Annotated in this window: 19 protein-coding genes; 12 read left to right on the top strand and 7 right to left on the bottom strand. The window is 59.8% G+C overall.

The annotated features are described in order from the left end of the window. Positions 1-101 precede the first annotated feature (101 nt). The gene (gene greA / locus JF539_RS24480) at positions 102-575 is read left to right on the top strand and encodes a transcription elongation factor GreA (protein WP_207143419.1); all 474 of its coding nucleotides are present in this window, start codon (positions 102-104) and stop codon (positions 573-575) included. A 98-nt stretch (positions 576-673) separates the two neighbouring features. Further along, positions 674-1,153, top strand: a complete 480-nt coding sequence (locus tag JF539_RS24485) for a hypothetical protein (protein ID WP_207143421.1) — start codon at positions 674-676, stop codon at positions 1,151-1,153. A gap of 16 nt (positions 1,154-1,169) precedes the next feature. On the opposite strand, the gene JF539_RS24490 is transcribed toward JF539_RS24485, so the two are convergent. Beyond that, positions 1,170-1,640, bottom strand: a complete 471-nt coding sequence (locus JF539_RS24490; protein ID WP_207143423.1) for an Lrp/AsnC family transcriptional regulator — start codon at positions 1,638-1,640, stop codon at positions 1,170-1,172. A gap of 188 nt (positions 1,641-1,828) precedes the next feature. Here JF539_RS24490 and JF539_RS24495 point away from each other — a divergent pair, with 188 nt between their 5' ends. The 3 genes from JF539_RS24495 to JF539_RS24505 are packed head-to-tail and all read left to right on the top strand — an operon-like array spanning position 1,829 to position 4,788. Further along, complete coding sequence (locus JF539_RS24495; RefSeq protein WP_207143425.1) at positions 1,829-2,833, top strand: mitochondrial fission ELM1 family protein; 1,005 nt, start codon at positions 1,829-1,831, stop codon at positions 2,831-2,833. Between the two features lie 59 nt (positions 2,834-2,892). After that, a complete protein-coding gene (gene trxB / locus JF539_RS24500) occupies positions 2,893-3,861 on the top strand; it encodes a thioredoxin-disulfide reductase (protein ID WP_207143427.1) in 969 nt (322 codons plus the stop codon). 30 nt (positions 3,862-3,891) lie between these two features. Then, the gene (locus tag JF539_RS24505) at positions 3,892-4,788 is read left to right on the top strand and encodes a LysR family transcriptional regulator (RefSeq protein ID WP_207143429.1); all 897 of its coding nucleotides are present in this window, start codon (positions 3,892-3,894) and stop codon (positions 4,786-4,788) included. A gap of 491 nt (positions 4,789-5,279) precedes the next feature. On the opposite strand, the gene msrP is transcribed toward JF539_RS24505, so the two are convergent. Continuing rightward, positions 5,280-6,242: a protein-methionine-sulfoxide reductase catalytic subunit MsrP gene (gene msrP, locus JF539_RS24510; RefSeq protein WP_207143431.1), complete on the bottom strand. Its 963-nt coding sequence runs from the start codon at positions 6,240-6,242 to the stop codon at positions 5,280-5,282. A gap of 234 nt (positions 6,243-6,476) precedes the next feature. Beyond that, complete coding sequence (locus JF539_RS24515; RefSeq protein WP_207143433.1) at positions 6,477-8,540, bottom strand: elongation factor G; 2,064 nt, start codon at positions 8,538-8,540, stop codon at positions 6,477-6,479. Positions 8,541-8,720: 180 nt separating this feature from the next. Between JF539_RS24515 and JF539_RS24520 the strand changes: the two genes are divergently transcribed. Beyond that, entirely contained in the window at positions 8,721-9,233 is a 513-nt protein-coding gene (locus JF539_RS24520) for a hypothetical protein (RefSeq protein ID WP_207143435.1), read from the top strand. A 61-nt stretch (positions 9,234-9,294) separates the two neighbouring features. Here the strand turns inward: JF539_RS24520 and JF539_RS24525 are convergent, their stop codons facing one another. Together JF539_RS24525 and JF539_RS24530 are read right to left on the bottom strand one after the other, a co-directional pair. After that, positions 9,295-10,494, bottom strand: coding sequence for a pyridoxal phosphate-dependent aminotransferase (locus tag JF539_RS24525; protein ID WP_207143437.1), 1,200 nt, complete (start codon positions 10,492-10,494; stop codon positions 9,295-9,297). 179 nt (positions 10,495-10,673) lie between these two features. Next, on the bottom strand, positions 10,674-11,804 hold the full coding sequence (locus JF539_RS24530) for a hypothetical protein (RefSeq protein ID WP_207143439.1): 1,131 nt from the start codon (positions 11,802-11,804) through the stop codon (positions 10,674-10,676). Positions 11,805-12,123: 319 nt separating this feature from the next. Between JF539_RS24530 and JF539_RS24535 the strand changes: the two genes are divergently transcribed. Further along, positions 12,124-12,366: a hypothetical protein gene (locus tag JF539_RS24535; RefSeq protein WP_207143441.1), complete on the top strand. Its 243-nt coding sequence runs from the start codon at positions 12,124-12,126 to the stop codon at positions 12,364-12,366. 69 nt (positions 12,367-12,435) lie between these two features. Continuing rightward, positions 12,436-12,735: a hypothetical protein gene (locus JF539_RS24540; RefSeq protein WP_207143443.1), complete on the top strand. Its 300-nt coding sequence runs from the start codon at positions 12,436-12,438 to the stop codon at positions 12,733-12,735. A gap of 28 nt (positions 12,736-12,763) precedes the next feature. Here JF539_RS24540 and JF539_RS24545 read toward each other — a convergent pair whose 3' ends face one another. Then, entirely contained in the window at positions 12,764-14,386 is a 1,623-nt protein-coding gene (locus JF539_RS24545) for an alpha/beta fold hydrolase (protein WP_207143445.1), read from the bottom strand. Between the two features lie 129 nt (positions 14,387-14,515). On the opposite strand from JF539_RS24545, the gene JF539_RS24550 reads away from it, so the two are divergent. From JF539_RS24550 to JF539_RS24560, 3 genes are all read left to right on the top strand, one after another. Next, complete coding sequence (locus tag JF539_RS24550; protein ID WP_207143447.1) at positions 14,516-15,334, top strand: hypothetical protein; 819 nt, start codon at positions 14,516-14,518, stop codon at positions 15,332-15,334. Positions 15,335-15,401: 67 nt separating this feature from the next. Continuing rightward, entirely contained in the window at positions 15,402-16,847 is a 1,446-nt protein-coding gene (locus tag JF539_RS24555) for a vWA domain-containing protein (protein WP_207143449.1), read from the top strand. A gap of 78 nt (positions 16,848-16,925) precedes the next feature. Continuing rightward, positions 16,926-17,873 (top strand): hypothetical protein, encoded by a 948-nt coding sequence (locus JF539_RS24560; protein WP_209017575.1) that lies wholly within the window; start codon positions 16,926-16,928, stop codon positions 17,871-17,873. Positions 17,874-17,952: 79 nt separating this feature from the next. Here the strand turns inward: JF539_RS24560 and JF539_RS24565 are convergent, their stop codons facing one another. Continuing rightward, complete coding sequence (locus tag JF539_RS24565; RefSeq protein WP_207143451.1) at positions 17,953-18,264, bottom strand: helix-turn-helix domain-containing protein; 312 nt, start codon at positions 18,262-18,264, stop codon at positions 17,953-17,955. Between the two features lie 554 nt (positions 18,265-18,818). On the opposite strand from JF539_RS24565, the gene JF539_RS24570 reads away from it, so the two are divergent. Then, complete coding sequence (locus tag JF539_RS24570; protein WP_207143453.1) at positions 18,819-20,258, top strand: helix-turn-helix domain-containing protein; 1,440 nt, start codon at positions 18,819-18,821, stop codon at positions 20,256-20,258. The last annotated feature ends 30 nt before the right edge of the window (positions 20,259-20,288 follow it).

Raw genomic sequence — 20,288 nt, forward strand, 5'->3', positions numbered from 1 at the left:
GATGACCTGCCGGGAAAGCGCGCCTTTCCCGGCTTGGTTTGTTTTTGTGAAGCGCGGTCCTCAAGACAAGGGGGACCCAATAAGCTGAAGGTCTGAGACCCATGGAAAAAGTTCCGATGACCTCTGCCGGGTACAAAATGCTTCAGGATGAGCTGAAGGAGCGTACCACGGTCGAGCGCCCGCGCATCGTTGACGCCATTGCGGAAGCGCGCGCGCACGGTGACCTCTCGGAAAACGCCGAATACCATGCCGCCAAGGAAGCACAGAGCCTGAACGAAGGCCGTATTTCGGAACTTGAGGACAAATTGTCGCGCGCGGAGGTCATCGACGTCTCGAAATTGTCCGGCGAAGTCATAAAGTTCGGAGCCACCGTGTCCTTGATCGACGAGGATACTGAGGAAAAAAAGAACTACACGATTGTCGGCGACGTCGAGTCGGACGTGAAGCACAACAAGGTCTCGATTTCCTCTCCGATCGCGCGTGCTCTAATCGGCAAGACGGTCGGCGACAGCGTGGAAGTCGCCGCCCCCGGCGGTGCCCGTTCCTACGAGATCGTCGAAGTCAGGTTCGTCTGACTCCGGAATCGCCTCAAGCAATTCAAAAATAATCGGTTTCCCTTTGACGCTTGCCGGTCAGCCGCTAAACTGGCAGCCGGCAACGCGGAGGGCAGAAAATGGTCTTTCATGGCATCGGGATGTGGCTGCTGGTGTTATCGGCACCGCTTTGGGCCTATCGCTGGCTCGCCTTCCTAAGGCTGGATGCGAAAGGGCGCCGGATCTTCAAGCATATCGTCTCGCACCGGCACGAGAATCCTTACGGCTTCGCATTGCGCGCGTTCGCGTTTCTGGTGGCCATGGCTGCCGGTGTTACGCTGTTTATTTTCACGCTGGCCTCGCTCAAAACGAATTCCTTCGAAATCGGCGCGTTCCGGGAATATGCCCGCAGACGTCTCTATTCCGGCAACGATCCGGTCGACCGGTTCCTGGATACCTTTCACTACGACCAGTTCCTGCCCATCGCCATCCTGACCACCTGCGCGCTTCTGGCCGTCGCCTTCACGCTGGTCGCGACCGCGCTCAGGGACATTTCCATCATACGGCGACTGCGTGGAAAGCTGGAAGGGCTGCGCCGCAGACAGGCGGCGTCGGGATAACCACGAAGGGCTAGCCTTACGAATCGATTGGTACGATCGGCTCGTTCTTGGTGCGCCGAATGGTCAGGGCCGTGCGCACGCTGTCGACATTGGGAGCCGCTGTGAGCTCCCGGATGATGAAATTCTGAAACGTCTGCAGGTCTGGAGAGACGCATTTCAACAGGAAGTCGACCTCGCCCGAGAGCATGTAGCTTTCCCGGACCAGCGGCCATTTCTGAACGGTTTCCTCAAACGCGATCAGGTCGGCCTCCGTCTGGCTGTGCAGACCGACCATGGCAAAAGCGGTAACGTCGTAGCCCAATTGCTTTTCATCGAGCAAAGTGCGGTATCCGAAGATCAGGCCGGCCTCTTCCAGCGCCCGCACCCGTCTCAGGCAGGGCGGCGCCGATATGCCGACCCTTCGGGCCAGTTCCACATTGGTCATCCGGCCGTCGTCTTGAAGTTCTTTCAGGATCTGCCAGTCAATGGCGTCAAGCCGCGCTTTCAAACCTGTCTCCTTTGACGTTGGTTCGCCTGTGGGTAGTGGCCACTCGGACGGATTGGCGTCTTGCGGCACTATGGAGGCCCGCGTTAACCTGCCCTGCTGCCGGATTAAGGTTTTTTGCGCGTTTGTGCAAGACTATAACAAAATAGCGCACGATTTCGAAAGATTAAGACACAGGATGCGCTTCTTCCATGCAAAACCAACCTAGATTGACCCCTCACTCGGTCTGGGTTCTAACGGACGGAAAAGCCGGGGATCTGGTTCAATGCACCGGTGTCGCGGCTGCGCTCGGCTGTGCTTTTGAAACGCGCCGGATCGCTCCAAAGCCGCCCTTTTCCTGGTGGCTTCCTTTCGGCCCCACGGACCCGCGCGAATGGGAGTCCCGGCCGGACAGTCCCATCGCTCCGCCCTGGCCCGATATCGCCATTGCGTCCGGCCGTCGCGCCGCCGCCTATCTCCGCCGGATCAAGCGCCGCTCGAGTGGCAAGACCTTCACCGTCTTCCTGAAGGACCCGCGCACCGGACCGAAATCCGCGGACCTGATCTGGGTTCCAGAACACGACAAGCTTCGCGGTCCGAACGTTCTTGTCACGCCGACCTCCCCGCACAAGCTGTCCCGGGCACGTCTGGACGACCTGCGTTCCGATACCGGGGCCGAGATCCTGAAACTGACGGCGCCTCGCGTGGCGGTGCTGATCGGAGGCGACAGCCGCCATCACACCTTTACCGAGGCAGACCAGAACCGGCTTCTGAACGCCTTGCGCGAGCTTGCCCGAACCGAAGGCGCCAGCCTTATGATCACGGGGTCCCGCCGGACCCCTGCGGGCCTCGCCTACGGCTTGGCGGGTCTGGCGAAGACCGGCGGACATCTGTATTGGACCGGGGAAGCGCCCAACCCGCTCGGCGCCTATCTGGCCAACGCGGACGCTGTTGTCGCGACAGCCGACTCGACAAACATGATCGGCGAAGCGGCCGTCACCGGAAAACCCGTTCACGTGTTCCATCCAAGCGGCGGTCACGCGAAGATCACCCGGTTTTTGGATAATTTGCAGCGCCTGGGAGTGGTTCACCCCTTTCCAGGCCCGCTGAAAACGACTACCTACGAGCCGATAGACGCGACGCCCGTGATCGCAAGGCGCATCCTTGACGACTATGCGGCGTTTCGGCAACGAGACACAAAGGCCCCGGTGGGCTAATCGAAAAACAAGAAACGAGCGGCCAGGCCGGAGCCGCGAACAGGACAAAGGTGCGCTCCATGACGACGGAACACAGCAAACTCTTGATCATCGGCTCCGGCCCTGCCGGTTACACTGCGGCCATTTATGCGGCCCGGGCAATGATCGAACCGACGCTGGTAGCCGGCATCCAGCCGGGAGGCCAGCTCACGATCACCACGGACGTCGAAAACTATCCGGGCTTCGCGGATCCGGTCATGGGCCCCTGGCTGATGGAACAGATGCAGAAGCAGGCCGAGAACGTCGGCACCAGAATTGTCCATGACACCATCGTCAAGGCCGATCTTTCCAGCCGCCCCTTCCGCCTGGAAGCCGACAGCGGCACGGTGTTTACCGCCGACGCGCTTGTCGTCGCCACCGGCGCCCAGGCTCGCTGGCTCGGCCTTCCTTCCGAACAGGATTACATGGGCGCCGGCGTATCCGCCTGCGCGACCTGCGACGGTTTCTTTTACCGCAACAGGCAGGTCGTCGTGGTCGGCGGTGGCAACACCGCTGTCGAGGAAGCGCTTTATCTGGCCAACCTCGCCTCCAAGGTCACCCTTGTGCACCGCCGCGACAGCCTGCGGTCGGAAAAGATCCTGCAGGATCGGCTGTTCCAGAATCCCAAGATCGAGGTTATCTGGGATCATCAGGTCGACGAGATCCTGGGTGGCGGCATGCCGAAGGCCGTGACAGGGGTACGCCTGAAAAACACCAGGACCGGCGATCTCCAGGAAATATCCACAGATGGTGTCTTCATCGCCATCGGGCATGCCCCGTCCGTGGATCTGTTCAAGGACCAGCTTGACCTGAAGCCGAACGGTTACCTGAAAACCGCGCCGGACTCGACCAAAACCTCCATTCCGGGTGTCTTCGCCGCAGGTGACGTAACGGACGATGTCTACCGCCAGGCGGTCACCGCTGCGGGCATGGGCTGCATGGCCGCTCTTGAAGCCGAACGGTTTCTGGCGGAACATGAGACCGGTTCAAAGCAGCAGGCGGCTGAATAAGGTCAACGAACATCCTGCGAAGGGGCACGCATGGATTGGGATAAATTGCGCATCTTTCATGCCGCCGCGCAGGCAGGCAGTTTCACGCATGCGGGCGACACGCTGCATATGAGCCAGTCCGCCGTCAGCCGTCAGGTCAGCGCGCTGGAACAGGATCTGGGCGTCGCCCTCTTCCACCGCCACGCGCGCGGGCTTCTCCTGACCGAACAGGGGGAGCTGCTCTACCGCACCGCAAACGACGTGCTGATGAAGCTGGAGGCCGTGCAGACCAGTCTTACCGACAGCAAGGAAAAACCGTCGGGAATCCTGCGCGTGACGACCACCGTCGGGCTCGGGTCGACGTGGCTCACCTCCCGCATCAAGACCTTCATCGACCTTTACCCGGAGGTCGACCTCCACCTGATTTTCGACGACGACGAGCTGGATCTCAACATGCGGGAAGCCGACGTCGCCATCCGCCTGCGCCAGCCGACCCAGCCGGACCTCATCCAGCGCAAGCTCTTCACCGTGCATTTCCATGTCTATGCGGCGCCGGAATATCTTCAGCGCTTCGGCGCACCGGCTTCGATCGCGGACATCGACAACCACCGGATTGTGTCCTTCGGCGAGCAGGCACCTTCCTATCTGCGCACGATGAACTGGCTGGAAACCGCCGGCCGGCCTCCCGGAGAGCCGCGCCGTTCCGCGCTGAAGGTCAACAACCTCGTCGCCATCAAGCGGGCCGTCCAGTCGAGTGTGGGCATTGCGATCCTGCCGGACTACATCATCGACAAAGCCTCCAATCTCGTCCCGGTGATCACCGAGGAAGAGGACAAGGTGCCGTCATTCGACACCTATTTTGTCTATCCGTCCGAGCTGAAAAACACCGCGCGGGTGACGGCCTTTCGCGAATTCCTGCTCACAAACGCGGAAAACTGGGTGTATTGACCCAAAGTGCACAACCCGAAAAAACGCATAGCTGGTCGCTTTTGCCGCAGCCATTTCCAGAAAACCGATTAAAAGCATACAATTTGAGCACAAAAAACGTTGGAATCATTTTAGGCAGCAAAGCTTATTCCCAGTAAATTCAGTCCGTATTAACGCATTTTTTAAGCCCCCCTGTCTCACACGAGACCGCAGCAACAAGATAAATATCTGATTTAAAAGAGTTTTTCTGGCGGAAATTGATTTTGCAGGGAAGGCATGCGGAAATTGCATACCTGATCTGCGCTACTGCCTCTTGTTTATGCAGCTTGTGCACTGCATATAAGCAGCACTGTTGGTCACGCGGACATCACAACCTCCTCCCAGTGTTGTCCGGACCAGCTGTTCCCCTCTGGAAGGTGATTACACTGTTTACAGTGAATCAAATAAACTGCCGGGTCCCTCAAGACCCGGCTCTTTTTTTGCCCGAATGTCTGCTGCGCTGCAAAATTGCGCTACATGAATAGCCGTTCGCCGGTGATGTTCTTGTAGATCCCTGCGACCTGCTCCTCATAGCCATTGAAAAGAAGCGTGTTGCGTCGCTCGTCCGTGCCGAGCAGCCTCTCGGAGGACTGCGGCCAGCGCCGGTGAGGCACCGAGGGATTTACGTTTGCCCAGAAACCATATTCGCTCGCCTGGATTTCTTCCCAGAAACTGACGGGACGCTTGTCGGTAAATGTTATCCGCACGACGGACTTGATCGACTTGAAGCCGTATTTCCAGGGCACGACCAGGCGTATCGGCGCGCCATACTGCTTGGCGAGCGGCTTGCCGTATATGCCGGTCGCCATGAAGGCCAGTTCGTTGGTCGCTTCTTCCAGCGTAAGCCCTTCCACATAGGGCCAGGGATACCAGGCCTGCTTTTGCCCGCCGGCAACGGCCGGGTCCAGAAAGGTTTCGAAGCGCAGATAGTTCGCGCCGGCCTGAGGGCTCGCCAGCTTGACCAGTTCGGACAGGGCGAAGCCGGACCATGGCACGGCCATGGACCAGGCCTCCACGCAACGGAACCTGTAGAGCCGTTCCTCGAGCGGCATTTTGCCGAGCAGAGCATCGATGTCGACGACCTGCGGATTGTCGATCATGCCGTCCAGCGTTACGGTCCAGGGCCGGATTTTCAGTTTCTGCGCCGCAGGATAAATCTGCTTGTGGGACCCGAACTCGTAGAAATTGTTGTATTTCGTCGTCACCTCTTCAGCCGTAAGGTCCCGGTCGAGGGTAAATGACGCATTGCGCTCGACCGGGTAGAGTCCCGCGCTCGGGTCTTCTTCGGCGAAAGAGGGCCGTATACCAAGTCCCGTCCCGAGAAGGACCCCGCTTCCGGCCAGTCCCGCAAGGATCTGGCGGCGGTTCAGGTAATGGGTCTCAGGCGTTGCAAGCCGCTCCGGCAATTCCCAGCCGCGTTTCTTCAAAATGAACATGTCCATACTCCCGTTTGCCTTGAAAGAACCGGAAACGCCTTTCAATGGCAAATAACGCCCTGGTGACCGGGCTTGAGAAAACAGTGAACCGTCTCTCCGCGGCCTCTCCGGACGAAGCGCAAGTGGAGCCCCCGGGCTGGGAACACTGTCGAGAGATGCACGTTCCAGAGAGAGCACAGCCAGGTGTTTAGCCCCGGCTCTTGGCCGGGGCGCCCTGTTGCCAACCTTTCCGCGTCAGGCCGCCTGCCTGCCGGAGCGCTGCAGCGCCTGATCCGCGGCCTTGCCGGAAAGTTCGGCCATGTGATCGAACGTGGCGGTGAAGCTTGCGACGCCGGCGGTCGCCGACCGGAGTTCGACGATCAGGTCGCCGATTTCCGCTTCGGGCATCAAGGCCTGCACCTCGTCCCAGCCGAACCAGTCCGGCCGGGCATCGAAACCGAGCAACTGGCCGCGCCGAGCCGAAACAATGGCATTGATCTTCGCCGTCGCGTCGCTCGGGCAGGCGATGACCACCTTCTGGATCGGCTCGAGAAGCACCGGTTTGCAGTCCTGGAGACCTTCGCGGATCGCCAGGGCTCCGGCCATCTTGAATGCCTGGTCCGAGCTGTCGACCGAGTGATAGGACCCGTCCGTCAGGCAAACGGAGACATCCACGACTGGAAAGCCCAGCGGTCCGGTACCCAAAGCCTCCAGAACGCCTTCCTTCACCGAGGGGATATACTGTTTCGGCACGACACCACCCGTGATCGTATCGGAAAACTGCACGTCCTCACCGCGCGGCAATGGTGCGATTTCCAGGACAACGTCGCCGAACTGGCCATGGCCGCCCGATTGTTTCTTGTGCCGCCCCCTGACCTTGGTTCCCGTCCTGATTGTCTCCGCGTAAGGCACATGGGGCGTATGGGAGGTGACCTCCAAACCGTATTTTCCCGAAAGCCGTTCCAGGGCCACCCTCAAATGCATCTCGCCCTGCCCGGCAAGAAGGGTTTCCTGGGTGGTCTGATTTTGCGTGACGGTCAGCGAGCGGTCTTCCTCGGCAAGCTTTGCCAGCGCCGTCGACAGACGCACCTCGTCCTTGCGCTGGTTCGCTGAAATCGCTGTCGCCAGGGCGGGACTGCGCCTGGTCATTTCAGCGGGGCCGGTCACGGCATCCTGGCTCTGGCAGAGAAGGTCGCCCGTCTGCACCTCGTCCAGGCGGCCGAGCGCCACGAGATCGCCCTTGCCGGCCGTCGCGATCTTGTTCGCCTGCTGACCGAAAATCGAAAAAAGACCGGACACTTTGACTTCCGGCCCGCCGTTGACGAACAGGCAGTCCCCGTCGGAAACCTGACCGTCCAGAATGCGGGCGATGCTGAGCTTTCCGCCGTGCTGCGTATGCAGGGTCTTGAACACCTGCAGGGCATCGCGCCGACCGGAACCCAGCAACCGCTGTCCGAGTAGATCCACGTTCGGGACCTCGTGACGAAGCGCCTTCAGCAACCGGCCGACGCCGTTGCCATGTTCCGCGGACCCGAAGAAGACCGGACAGATAACGCCGTCCCGCATTTCATTGACAAGATCGGCGAATACGAGATCGCGGTCGGGAGCAATATCCTCCAGAAGCGCTTCCATCAGATCGTCGTCGTGATCGGCCAGAAGCTCCAGCATGGAAAACCGGGCTTCGTGTTCGCGCGCCCTGTCCTCGTCGGACATGTCGATCCGGGTGCTCGGTTCCTTTTCGTGATAGACGTGCGCCTGTTCCAGCGCCAGGTCGATGAAACCGGTGGCCTGTCCGCCTTCCCAGATCGGGATCTGCCGCAAGACCAGCGGCACGGAGGATGCCGGCTGCAGGATGTTCAGGACGTCGCGCACCCGGCGGGTGCTCTTGTCGATCTTGTTGAGAAAGAGAACCCGCGGGATGGCCCGGGCCTCGAGGGATTTCAGGATTAGCTGCAGGGCCGGCACCTTGCGCTCGTCGTCCTCCGCCACGACGACGGCCAGATCAACACCGGACAACGCACCGTCCATTTCGCTCAGAAATTCCACGGAGCCCGGACAATCTACAAACACGAAGCGATCGCCGAGGAACTCCGCGCTGGCGATATTGAGCTCGACGCTCATGCCGTGGGCGCGCGCTTCCGGCGAGGCGTCTCCAATCGTATTGCCTTCCGAAACGCTGCCTTGCCGGGCGACCGCTTCCGTTCGCGCCAGCAAGGCTTCCAACAGGCTGGTCTTGCCGCTGCCGAACGGGCCGACAAACGCGATGCAGCGCGGCGCATTGCCGGCAGCGGATCCTTTTCCATTAGAATTTTTGGCCATGTTATTTCTCCCGTGTGCTCGAGGGGATCCCCGAAACGACGCGGCAAGGCCGGCGGCAAAGGACGCGGGCCTTCCGCGTCTCGCCCGAATGGATCCGATGGCCACTGAACCCGTCGCCTCGCGGCATCAAGTTCCAGTCCGGGCCCCGGTCCGGCGGCGCATCGGTCGAGGCGGTCTCGAATGGTCGCGCCGTTCCGGGACCCAACGCAAGAAAATCTTACGTCGCAGCGCAGCAATTCGCCCGGTCTCCGGGATATGGCTTCACCGCGGCCTCAACGGCCCTACGAAAAGGGCCACAGCCACACGTTGGCCAATAGGAGCCTTTCACCGGAAAACTGGCAAAGCCCTCTCGCCATCCCTATGTTTGATAGGATGACGCGGCTGAAAGGAACGGAAATGACCCTTCGAAAGTGGCTTTTGGCACTCGGCTTGACAGCGCTCCTCACCAGCCCGGCGGCGGCGCAAAACAACCAGCTGCGCGGCTTGCCTCAATCGGGCTCCATCCTGCCGTCCGCCCAGCAGCAGCTCAATCAGAACCTCCAGAATCAGAAATCTCAATTCTCGACCCGCCAGCAGATCCAGCAAAACAACCGGCTCCAGCGCACGCAGCAGATCAACCGCCTCAACAACCAGCCCAACCTGAGGCTTCCTCCCTGTCCGAGCACGGATGCCGCCTGCCCGCAAAACAGGTGATGCCAACAAAAACGGGCGGCTGAAGCCGCCCGCCGGTGTGATGCGTCTCCCTTAAGGGACGTTATTTCAGGTTGCCGCAGAACCGCTGGATACGGGTGCAGGCTTCTTCCAGGGCCTCCGTCGAGGTCGCATAGGAAATCCGGAAGTTCGGACCGAGGCCGAAAGCCGATCCATGCACGACGGCGACACCTTCCGTTTCCAGGAGTTCGGTGACGAAATCCGCATCCGTCTCGATGACCTTGCCGGACGGAGCCGTCATGCCGATGGTGCCGGCACAGGAGGGGAACACATAAAACGCCCCCTCCGGCACCGGGCAGCTGATGCCCTTGGCCTGGTTCAGCATGGAGACGACCAGATCCCGGCGCCCCTTGAAGACCTCGTTGTTTGCCGGAATGAAATCCTGCGGCCCGTTGAGCGCCTCGACGGCCGCCCACTGGGCGATGGAGCACGGGTTGGAGGTCGATTGGGACTGCACCTTGGCCATCGCCTTGATAAGGTCGGTCGGTCCTCCCGCGTAGCCGATCCGCCAGCCGGTCATGGCATAGGCTTTGGAGACCCCGTTGACCGTCAGCGTGCGCTCATAGAGCGCCGGCTCGATCTGGGCGGGCGTGGTGAACTTGAAGTCGTCATAGACCAGATGCTCATACATGTCGTCGGTCATGATCCAGACATGCGGATGCTTCATCAAGACATCCGTCAGCGCCTTCAGCTCCGCCTCTGTGTACGCCGCGCCGGACGGATTGGACGGAGAGTTGAAGATCAGCCACTTGGTGCGTGAGGTAATCGCCGCGTCAAGCGCTTCAGGGGTGATCTTGAAGGTGGACTTGTCCGCCTCGACAATGACCGGTTCTCCGCCGGCCAGAAGCACCATGTCCGGGTAGCTCACCCAGTAAGGCGTCGGAATGATGACCTCGTCGCCCGGATTGAGCGTCGCGATCAGGGCATTGTAAAGAACCTGCTTGCCGCCGGTGCCGACGGTGATCTGGTTGGCCTCGTAGGTCAGGCCGTTTTCCCGCTTGAACTTCTCGACGATCGCGGCCTTGAGCTCCGGAATTCCGTCAACGGCGGTATATTTGGTCTTGCCCTCGTTGATCGCCTTGATCGCCGCCGCCTTGATGTTGTCCGGGGTATCGAAATCCGGCTCGCCAGCACCCAGTCCGATCACATCGCGGCCTGCGGCTTTCAGCTCGCGCGCCTTGTTGGTGACGGCGATGGTCGCAGAAGGTTGTACACGCGCCAATGCGTCAGCAAGAAAGCCCATAATGTCCTCCAGGGGAAACGGGAATAACAGCGCGCGGACCCTAGAACCGCGGGCCCTGGAAGACAAGACCCAATCGGAAATCTATCTCGACGGCAAAGAAGATTTAAGGACGACGGAGCCGGACAAAGCGAATGCGGACGCTTCCGGCTAACGAACGCGCCCAAGAAGAGCGGAGCGGATCAGCTCCGTGTCTCAAGGATCAGCTTAGCCTCGTCCTTTTCCTTGTCCACAATGGTACACTTGAACCGCTTCTTTTTGGTTTGTCCGTTCAAGACGCTGACCGGTACCGATATCGGAAGTTCCGATCCCTGTTGCGCGGCTTCCAGCATCTGGCTGAAATTGTTGGGGTGAAGCAGCGTTTCGGTGATCGGCCTGCTCGAAACGATGTCCGGCGTCAGGTGGTAGGCTTTCATGGCGGACTTGTTGGCGGCCACGATCATGCGCGACTTGGCGTTGACCACCAGGATCGGCGCGCTGCAGACTTCAAAGACCTTCGCGAAATCGACATCCCCACCGGCCTGCCCGGCAGAGAACAGCACGCCACCGACGACCGCGCCGATCCGGAAATACATGGCTTCGTAGCTCAGTTCGAGACTGTCGTTGCTCGCCAGAAGGAATTTTCCGTGTCCGGTCGCACTGGCCCGACGCGTCAGTGCGGCGATAGCGAGCGAAACGATGGTCCGCCCGACCCGGTTCTGAATATGAGCGATATTCCGGCCGAGAATCAGACGGGCATCCTCGATCTGGAAACTCTTGACGAAACCGTCGCTGACAAAGCGGACATATCCGAAATTGTCGACCAGCAGGACCACCCGCGTGGACGACGCGACGAAATGCTGAAGGATGGGCGCGAGACCGAGGGCGATCCGTCCGGGATTGCCGTCGCCTTCGCCTATGGAGGGGAAACAGATCGCGAGGATTTTTCCGTCAGGCAGTTCATAGCGATACGCTACGATCGGAATCCCCGGAATGCGGTGATCCGGTCCGCCGCCGACGTCGAACGGTCCCGCCTGCCCGTCCCGGATCGCTCCCTGGACAAGGCGCAGAATCGTCTTGCGGTCTTCCGGAGACAGGTGGCGCAAGGCCTGATTGGACGGTGCTTCCTGCAGGTCCTTGACTTCACTGCTCAGGGTCTGCGACCCGACTTCGTGCCAAAGAATGGATTTCTTGCTGATGTCGGCGATGAAAAACTGCAATCCGGCAAGGGAAAGCGCGGGCGGTTCGCCTTCCTTGACCTCGGTTTCCGCTTCCGGCGTGTCCGGTTCCTGGGAATCCTGATTTTCTGGTGACTGCGCTGCGAGAACTGCCATTCCATGCCCGACATGTTTGAGACGATCTACCGGGAACGAAGTATGCTTTTGAAAAGAAAACAAACATTAAAGGAGCATTGTAAAATGATGAAATTTTCGCGCAAAACACAAGATTAACGCAGCGTATTCCTTGAGGGGCTGGCCTCAATATTGCAACTTTTACGAAGTGAACAATTTTCCTATGCCGTTACGGCATGTTAAGACATGCTGAGCCTGCCTGAAAAAAGTCACAAAAACAGTCGGCAGAAGCCAGATTGCAGTCAGTATGGCGGCGCAATTCCGGGAGAAAGTGACTTCCATTGAAGACGATGGAGGCCTCATGCGCATTTCCAGTTCGAAAGAACCGCAAAACATATCCGCAACCGACCGCATCCGGACGACAACCCTGTATGCGCTGGCCACGGCGGCTCTTCTGTCGATGGCAGCCGTTATGAATCCCTCGCTTTTGTTGCCGTTAACGGCCTTTGTTGTCATGGCGGTGTCCACCGGGCTTCTGGGACGACGCCTTTTCAACGATCTGACCGCCGCCTCCGATCACTCCGGCGGCACCGGAAGAACCTGACACCCGGCGAAATCAGACCGCCCGGGAACTCGCGTAAAACAAACCGACAAAAGCTGCCGACACGCAACAATGACAAAAGACGAAGCAAACGATCCGGTCAAAGCCTCATCTCAAGAGACCCCGGTCAGGGCCAAAACTCAGGCCTCGCCCGCCTCCGGAAAGTCCCCGCCCCGAAAGAATGAACTGCGGGAAGCCCGACCGCTTCTGCAGGCCATTTTCCTCGGACTTCTGCTTGCCAGCGGCCTCGTCGCTGCCGCCGCCATGGCAAATCCGGGAGGAAAGGAACTCTCCGAAGAGCTCCGGGTCCCGGTCGACATTCCCGCAGCGCCTCAGTCTTCCGGCACCCGGACGACCGGCAGGACTTTCTAAACCCTGACCAGCCACAACCGGCGGGCAATCACAAGCCGCTTTCAGTCCGTCTGAGCTGTGAAATCACGTGCTGCCAATGGCTGAACGGAAGTGTGTGTCCCGCCTCCTCCACCCAGGAAATCTCCCCGCCAACCGTCGCGGCAAGGGCCTTAATCCTTTCAGCATGGATTGAGGCGTCTTCCGTTCCGTGGAGAAAATGAACGGGGGCTTCGATTTGACCGACGCGGGCCAACCAATTGGATGCGATCATCCGGCAGTCGTTGATGAAACCGTCCGATCCGTTTTCGACATGAAAATGGTGCCCGGTCCACATCAGCTCGAGAACCTCCGGATCCTCGCAAGCCGAAAGATCCGCGCGGGCTCCTCCGAAAACAGTTCTCGCAAACCGCTCCGCGCCTTCCTTTTTCAGTTTCCGGTCGCCAAGAACGGCCAGGTATCGCAGGAGTGGAGGTGAAATCCTTGCCAGTATAGCGAAAATTCTCTGCTGCTGAGGTGCCGTAGCAAAATCGGACAGGCTTCTCATTGGAGGCTGCGCAGCCACACAAAGCACCGATTTGAGATGGTCGTTCAAATGACTGGCCGCTGTGAGGGCAAAGATTACGCCGACATCGTATGCCACGATGGAAAATTGCCGCGCGTTCAGATGACTTGCCAGCCGTTTAAGGTCTTCCGCATAGACGTCCGGTTGATCGAGAGCCAGCGGATTGCCGGAAGTTTGCCCATGCCAGGGACGCGCCGGTGCAACCATTCTTATCCCTGTCCGCCGCATTACCCTGTCAGCTTCCTGCGGCAAGCGGACCCCGCCCAGACAACCGTGAAGAAAGAACACCAGATCACCTGCCGGGCTGCCCTGTTCGCAATACTCAAGGCTCCTGCCATCCGGCAGCGTCAGGGTAAGACGGTCCCATTCCCTGTGCTGTTCGCCGTCGACGCGCGACGAAACCGCGACGGCACGGGCGAGCTGTACGGCTTCTTGCATGCCATCGGCTTCCAGTTTCTGAATGATGGCCCGTATCTGCTGGCGCACTGTCTCGACGGAGCGTCCACGCAAACGGGCGGTCTCCGCAGGTGAGTGACCGTCCGTCAGCAAACCGAGGACTTCGGTTTCAGAAGCCGTGAGACCGTAAAGAACTTGCGTGGCTCTGGCAGCGTTTTCGTGCCAAAGAGCGTCCATGGCCGCGACACGCGCCAGTCCGGCTTTTCCTGAAGCCTCCACGATCATCACAACCGGTCTGCCGGTGCGTTGGTTGTTCAGGCGAAGGACCGGCGCGTGGTCGGTGCGTCCCCCGGCGAACCGGCAAAGTTTTTGAAGAACCCCACTGTCAGGCAAAAGAAGGCCCAGGCCGTCCCCGTCCTCAATCCCGAAGAGATCTTCCGCGATCCGGTTGGGGTTCAAGATCTTGGCTGTTTGGTCGGTGAAAAAGACGGGCCGTAACCGTTCCTCCTCTTCACCGCCAGGGAGCGTCGCAAGCAATTCTTCCGCTTGAGCGATATGCTTTTCGCATTCCTGTCGAAGCTCATCAAATCCAGCCGTTTCGGTGACACCGTTTGCAAGAGCGCTTTCCGCATGAGCAATCAATGTATTGAAACGGCGTTCGTCCAACGCGGCTGAATAAAGGGATCCGATAAGATCCGGAACGGAATTCTTCAAAACAGCTTTCTTGCAACAGGTTACGGCTTTTGCGGTTAGCTTATAACCAAGTTTGGGCATGTCCACCCAAAACAACCCGTCTAAACGGATGCCCACAAGGAGAGATTCTTCCAGGGGCTCTGAGACTTCATGCAAAAAACTGTTCTAACCGGCGCATTGCTGCTGATCTCATTGACCGGGACGGCTTTTGCGGAATGCAATCCCGCCATAGTTACGATCCGCGAAGGGCAACAGCCCCGCTATTCCGTCCCCGACAAGAAGGACCTTTCAGCGGCCGAACAGAATTTTGGAGCCGCCCCTGGCGCCGATCACGTGCTCGTCGTCGACAGCAGCGACGGAGCGGGCTATTGGATCGCACGGGACCGGGTCGAAGACGCCGTTTTTCTTCTGAACGGTGCCCCCTCCGCCTTCCGATACTCCGGTCCGGATCATTGTGCCCCCGGAGACCTGCCGATCGGCCTGAACGAAGAGCAGAATCAGGAAATTCCTCTCTTCCTGGAGACCTCGACCGGTCTTCAGCCCCGCAACGGCCTCTGGCGTTTGCAGATGGGAACTCCGGAGACAAGGGCCTGCCCGGAGATGATGCGTATGGCCATGGGCCGGAAAATTCCGGTTTCCCTGTCGGCTTTCGAGGCCCCCCGCCCTCTCAAGGTCTCCGCACCGTTCCATCCGGGCCAGCTCGACATGTCACAAGAAATGAAGGTCGACTGGCAGGCCGTTGGCGACAACACCTGGCGGACGCAGGCGTTGCAAGAAGTCTTTTCCCAGTTGCCACAAAACGGCGGCATGGGGTCGGAACTGATCTGGGAGCTCAAGGTCCTCGCCGAGGACAAGATCAGGCACAGCTCCATCCTGAAGGTCGTCATCCCCGCTGAGGCCGCAACGGCGCTGGGCGGTGACACCTGCATCATCGAGACCGTGAGCCACTGGGTCCGCGTCGGCAACTAGCGGCCGCAACCTGTGCCGGTCGCCGAAATTTCGAATTAATCCGTTTTAGTTTTCAGGAAATGCTAAGATGAAGTTTTCAAAAACCTTGCTGGTTCTCGCTCTCCTGCCTTTGTGCCTTCCGGTGCGGGCAGCCGCCGAAAGCCCCACCCCGAAAACCACGCTTGTTCTCGATGCCTCCGGCTCCATGTGGGGACAGATCGACGGCAAGGCAAAGATCTCCATCGCCCAGGACGTCGTCGGCGATCTCATCCGAAGCCTGCCGGAGGAAATGGAACTCGGCCTGACGGTTTACGGTCACCGGCGCAAGGGAGACTGCAACGATATCGAAAACCTGATCGAACCTGCGAGCGGACAGCGCGATGCAATCGTCACCAGCGTCAACGCCATAAGTCCCAAGGGCAAAACGCCTCTTTCCGCCGCCGTTCTGCAGGCAGCCAAGGCGCTGCGCCACACCGAGGAGAAGGCCAGCGTCATTCTGATTTCCGATGGCGAGGAAACATGTGACCTCGACCCCTGCGTCGTCGGCAAAGAGCTGGAAAAAAGCGGCGTCGATTTCACGGTGCACGTTGTTGGCTTCGACATCGCCGACGACAAGACCCGCCGGCAGCTTCAGTGTCTCGCAGCCGAAACCGGCGGCACCTACCACAGCGCCAACAATGCGGCGAGCCTTGGCGAGGCTTTGAATGCCGTGGCAACGCCGGGCCCGGAGCCAGAGCCAAAGAAAGCTGACCTGTCCGCGCCGCGGAAAGCCGACGCCGGAGAGATCATATCCGTTTCCTGGCAGGGGCCCGGAAAAGAGGGCGACTTTGTCGCTCTGGTCCCTCAAGGTGCCGGCAGCGGTGACTTGCTCGCCAGCGCCGACCTGCGTGAGGGCAATCCCGTCCCGCTGAAAGTCGCACCGGAACTCGGCCGGCACGAACTGGTCTATGTCGACTACGCGAGCGGGCAAGTGCTGGCCCGTGCCCCGCTGGACATCGTCGAGGCAACGGCGCGCCTGATCCTGCCGGATGTCGTCAAGGCGGGGGGATCCGTTCAGGTCGAATGGAGCGGCCCGAACAATCCCGGCGATCACATCGGCATAGCGCGCTCCGGTGCGCCATTGCCTGAATACACGTTCTTTTTTGAAACCGCCGAGGCTCCCGACGGACATTTGCGGCTTCCGTCAGAACCCGGCTCCTACGAGGTTCGCTATATCGCCAACACGGATCCCCGCACGATCCTGTCGGCCAGGGCGGTCACGGTCGAGGACGTGAACCTGAGCCTGAAGGCGCCGCCAACCGCAAAGGTAGGTGAAACAATAAGCGTGCTTTGGAACGGCACCACGAACCCGAAGGATTATATCGCCTTCTCCCGTCCGGGTGAGCCGCTGCCGCATATCGTCACGATGGCGGAGACCGGCGAAGGCAATCCTCTTTCCGTACCCGTTCCGGAAGACCCCGGCACCTACGAGTTGCGGTATTATTTTGCCGAAGGCGACCGGGTCGTGCGCAAGCTTACCGTGACCGTCGAATAGCCCGCCATTTCGAACCCTGCTCCACCTCCCGCCCGCCTGTGCGGGTGGGCAAACCCGAGCCGGACGCTGGAGACCTTCATGGAAATCATTTCAAGACTGCTGTCCGCGCTCGGACCGAGCTGTAGCCGCATTGGCCGGCTGCTTCAGACCTCGCTTGCGGTCCTCGGACAGGAAAAACTGACGATCGTGCCGTTTCTGGTGCTTTTCGCCGTCAAACTCGGCCGCGCATTGCTCTTGCTCTACCTGCTTTTCCTCGCCTTTGTCACCAGGGACTGGGATCGCGCGTTCCCGCTGATGCTGATCGCCATGATCTACCTGCCTATGGAGACGATCGTCCAAACGCTGCTTCAGGCCGCAGTGTCAAAAATAGGGTACGACACCCTCACCTCGGGAAGGTCGAGCGGCCCGGCCGTCGCCCACGCATTGATGCGCAACCTTTTCGCGCTGCTTTTCATCGGATTTGTCAGCGCCATTGTGCGGCACGTTTCGGAAAGCAAGCAGAATGGAATTCTGGGCTTCTTTCTCGCAATCCTGGTGTTCGCCGTCACCGAAGTATGGGACCTGGTGTCCAACTTCGGAATATCGGGAATCGTCGTTGACAACGCCTCGGTCAGAACGCTTGTCCAGCGTCTCAAGGAATTGCGAGCCCATGTGCCGGAAACCCTCGCCGGTGTCATCGGCATCGATCTCGCGGGCAGTCTCGTATCAGCGCTCTTTGCGGGCGGTATTTTGCTCGGGCTGTTCGGAGGCGGCGCCGCCGGTTACGTTTACGCGGATCACCTGCCACAGGCGTTCCTGGCGCAATTCGGCAGCCTTGAAGTCAATACGCTGCCTTCGCTCCTGCTTCTGTCCATCAGCTTTAGCTTGGACGCACTGGTGAAATCCGCCACGGTCTGCGCAAAGAGCCTCTATTTCACGATGCTCTATGTTCTGATCGTTCGTCCACAAGAGCTTGAAGCAAGTCAAGCCGCCGCAATTGAATCCGTCGCGACCGCCACCCTTGGCGCCAAAGCCGGCGCCGCTTAGGAGGAAAGCTCCACCGGCCTCAGGAAAGGCCCGCGTACCTGGCGTATCTCACCATCGAACGGCCCCGGAGGCCCATGCTTCAGGCGGCGCAGGCGACCGAATTCTGGAAAACGACGCTGTTGGCCGCCACAATGGCGACGGCGTTCATCCGGTTTTTCGCGCCGAGCCGCGTGATCGCGTTGCGGATATGGACCTTGACCGTTGCCGTGGAGACATCGAGCTCATAGGCGATCTGCTTGTTGACCTTGCCTTCGGCCAGCATCAGCATGATTTCCAGTTGGCGCGGCGTCATCCGCTCACTCAGGTTGACCGGCCAATGGATGTTCCCTGCAACGGCGGCATGGCTCCGGCCCTGGGTGGCGCAGGTCTGTGGGGCAAAATGTGCAGTCATCGTTCTTGTCCTTCTCTCCCGGGGCAGTTGCCGGGAATGGTGCCTGAGGCCTCTCCCCGATCGCGATTTGCCCGCATTCGCTACAAGTCGTTGCAACATTCAACGGAAGGGTGACGTCTGAACCGGTCCCCGCCCGCTCGGATGTTCCTTCAGGGTGCGGAAGGCTTTTGCCGCGGCGGCTTGAAAAGTCGCGCAATCGTCCGGCTTGGAGACACGGTTGTGACTGCCCCGAGCCGGCACCGGACACTGGAACTTTCAGGCCTCTCGCCGCATGCGATCTCGCTCCTGCGGCTTTCGGCCCGTTCCCGGTCTGTTTGGCCCCAGGTTGCGGACTCAAAAAAAGAACCTCCGTTCTGAGCCCGCCCCTGGGATCCTCCCTGACCTCGGGTTCCTCCCTGACGAAAAGGACTATTGCCCAAAGGGGTTATGCTGTAAAATGTTAAAGAGAATAAAGCATATTGCAAAATCTTTGCAATTTGATTGATTGGACCCGGGGCATCGGCCGGGGCCGATCGGATGAACCGCGTCGACGACGCCAGTCATGAGGGCCCGTCTTGAGCCGAAAACTTTACTCCGGGCACACGTTGCGCCAGATCAGGACGGACTTCGGTCTTTCCCAAACCGATTTTGCAAAAAAGATCGGTCTTTCAACCGCCTACGTAAACCAGATCGAAAACAACAACCGGCCGGTGACGGCCTCCGTTCTCCTGACGATCAACCGGATCTTCGGGGTCGATCTCGCAGCCTTCGAAAAGAACGACCTCGACCGGGTCGTCCAGGATTTGCAGGAAGTCTTCGCCGACACCCAGTTTCACACGTCCACGGTCAGCCGGCAGGAAATTCAGGAACTTGTCACCCGCGCGCCCGGCGTCACCAAGGCGATCATGGATCTGTACGGCGCACTCAGGAGCTACCACGACCGGAATGTGCTGGAAGACGAACTCGTGCACACGGGCGGAGCCTACGACACGGCGTCCGGCATCCGGAAGTCCGCCTATGACGAGGTCCGCGACTATTTCCACTACATGGACAATTACATCGATTCACTCGACCGGGCGGCGGAAAAGCTTTCCTATGAAATCAGCCTGCAGAACGCCCCGTCCAAATTCGACAGGCTGACGGCCTGGCTCCGGAAACGGTTCGACATCTCCGTGGAACTGAACCCGGACTACCAGGGCACGCTGATCCGCCAGGAAGACTACACCCGCAAGATCTTCATCTACCGGGCCATCCCGCAGTCGACCAGGAACGTGCTTCTGGGTTCCGCGATCGCCGAACTGTGCGTGAAGGATCTCATTTCCGAGGAAGTCGACCGCGGAAAGTTCAATTCCGGTTCGGCGGAAAGCATCGCCCGGCTGGCCCTGCGAAACTACTTCTCCGGCGCCCTGCTCCTCCCCTATGGCGATTTCCTGCGAGCAGCGACCCGGTGCCGGCACGACATTCAGATGCTGTCCAACCAGATGGATGCCAGTATCGAAACCGTTTGCCACAGGCTTTCGACCCTGCAGCGGCCCGGCGCCAAAGGCCTGCCGTTCTACTTCGTCAAGATCGACCGCGCCGGCAATGTGGTGAAGCGGCACAGCGCCACCCGGTTTCAGTTTGCCCGTTTCGGCGGCTCCTGCCCGCGCTGGAACGTACACCAGGCTTTTGAGCAGAACTCCAACAAGTTCACCGCCCAGGTCGCGCAGATGCCCGACGGCGTTCAGTATCTCAGCATCGCCACCAGCGTCACCAAGCACCAGACGGATTATCTGACGGGCGAGCGCCGCTATGCCCTCGGCATCGGTTGCGAGATCCAATATGCGGATGCGATCGTTTACGCCGATGGACTGGCGGTCGGCGGGACGACAAAACCGGAACCCATCGGCGTCAATTGCCGCATTTGCCCGCGCGACGACTGCGACCAGCGCGCCTTCCCCGCCATCGACAAGGACCCGGTCATCGATCCCGGCCAGCGCGGCATTGTCCCCTACCGGCTGACGGGCGCCGGATAGGTCTTATCCGGCGCCCGTCATGAGCTGTCC

The organism is Roseibium aggregatum (genome assembly GCF_017309185.1).
Taxonomy (GTDB): Bacteria; Pseudomonadota; Alphaproteobacteria; order Rhizobiales; family Stappiaceae; genus Roseibium; species Roseibium aggregatum_B.

What these genes read in the sequence shown, in the direction of transcription:
- greA (WP_207143419.1), top strand. Translation starts at nt 102, where the DNA reads ATGGAAAAAGTTCCGATGACCTCTGCCGGGTACAAAATGCTTCAGGAT.
- JF539_RS24485 (WP_207143421.1), top strand. Translation starts at nt 674, where the DNA reads ATGGTCTTTCATGGCATCGGGATGTGGCTGCTGGTGTTATCGGCACCG.
- JF539_RS24495 (WP_207143425.1), top strand. Translation starts at nt 1,829, where the DNA reads ATGCAAAACCAACCTAGATTGACCCCTCACTCGGTCTGGGTTCTAACG.
- trxB (WP_207143427.1), top strand. Translation starts at nt 2,893, where the DNA reads ATGACGACGGAACACAGCAAACTCTTGATCATCGGCTCCGGCCCTGCC.
- JF539_RS24505 (WP_207143429.1), top strand. Translation starts at nt 3,892, where the DNA reads ATGGATTGGGATAAATTGCGCATCTTTCATGCCGCCGCGCAGGCAGGC.
- msrP (WP_207143431.1), bottom strand. Translation starts at nt 6,242, where the DNA reads ATGTTCATTTTGAAGAAACGCGGCTGGGAATTGCCGGAGCGGCTTGCA.
- JF539_RS24515 (WP_207143433.1), bottom strand. Translation starts at nt 8,540, where the DNA reads ATGGCCAAAAATTCTAATGGAAAAGGATCCGCTGCCGGCAATGCGCCG.
- JF539_RS24520 (WP_207143435.1), top strand. Translation starts at nt 8,721, where the DNA reads ATGGTCGCGCCGTTCCGGGACCCAACGCAAGAAAATCTTACGTCGCAG.
- JF539_RS24525 (WP_207143437.1), bottom strand. Translation starts at nt 10,494, where the DNA reads ATGGGCTTTCTTGCTGACGCATTGGCGCGTGTACAACCTTCTGCGACC.
- JF539_RS24530 (WP_207143439.1), bottom strand. Translation starts at nt 11,804, where the DNA reads ATGGCAGTTCTCGCAGCGCAGTCACCAGAAAATCAGGATTCCCAGGAA.
- JF539_RS24535 (WP_207143441.1), top strand. Translation starts at nt 12,124, where the DNA reads ATGCGCATTTCCAGTTCGAAAGAACCGCAAAACATATCCGCAACCGAC.
- JF539_RS24540 (WP_207143443.1), top strand. Translation starts at nt 12,436, where the DNA reads ATGACAAAAGACGAAGCAAACGATCCGGTCAAAGCCTCATCTCAAGAG.
- JF539_RS24550 (WP_207143447.1), top strand. Translation starts at nt 14,516, where the DNA reads ATGCAAAAAACTGTTCTAACCGGCGCATTGCTGCTGATCTCATTGACC.
- JF539_RS24555 (WP_207143449.1), top strand. Translation starts at nt 15,402, where the DNA reads ATGAAGTTTTCAAAAACCTTGCTGGTTCTCGCTCTCCTGCCTTTGTGC.
- JF539_RS24560 (WP_209017575.1), top strand. Translation starts at nt 16,926, where the DNA reads ATGGAAATCATTTCAAGACTGCTGTCCGCGCTCGGACCGAGCTGTAGC.
- JF539_RS24565 (WP_207143451.1), bottom strand. Translation starts at nt 18,264, where the DNA reads ATGACTGCACATTTTGCCCCACAGACCTGCGCCACCCAGGGCCGGAGC.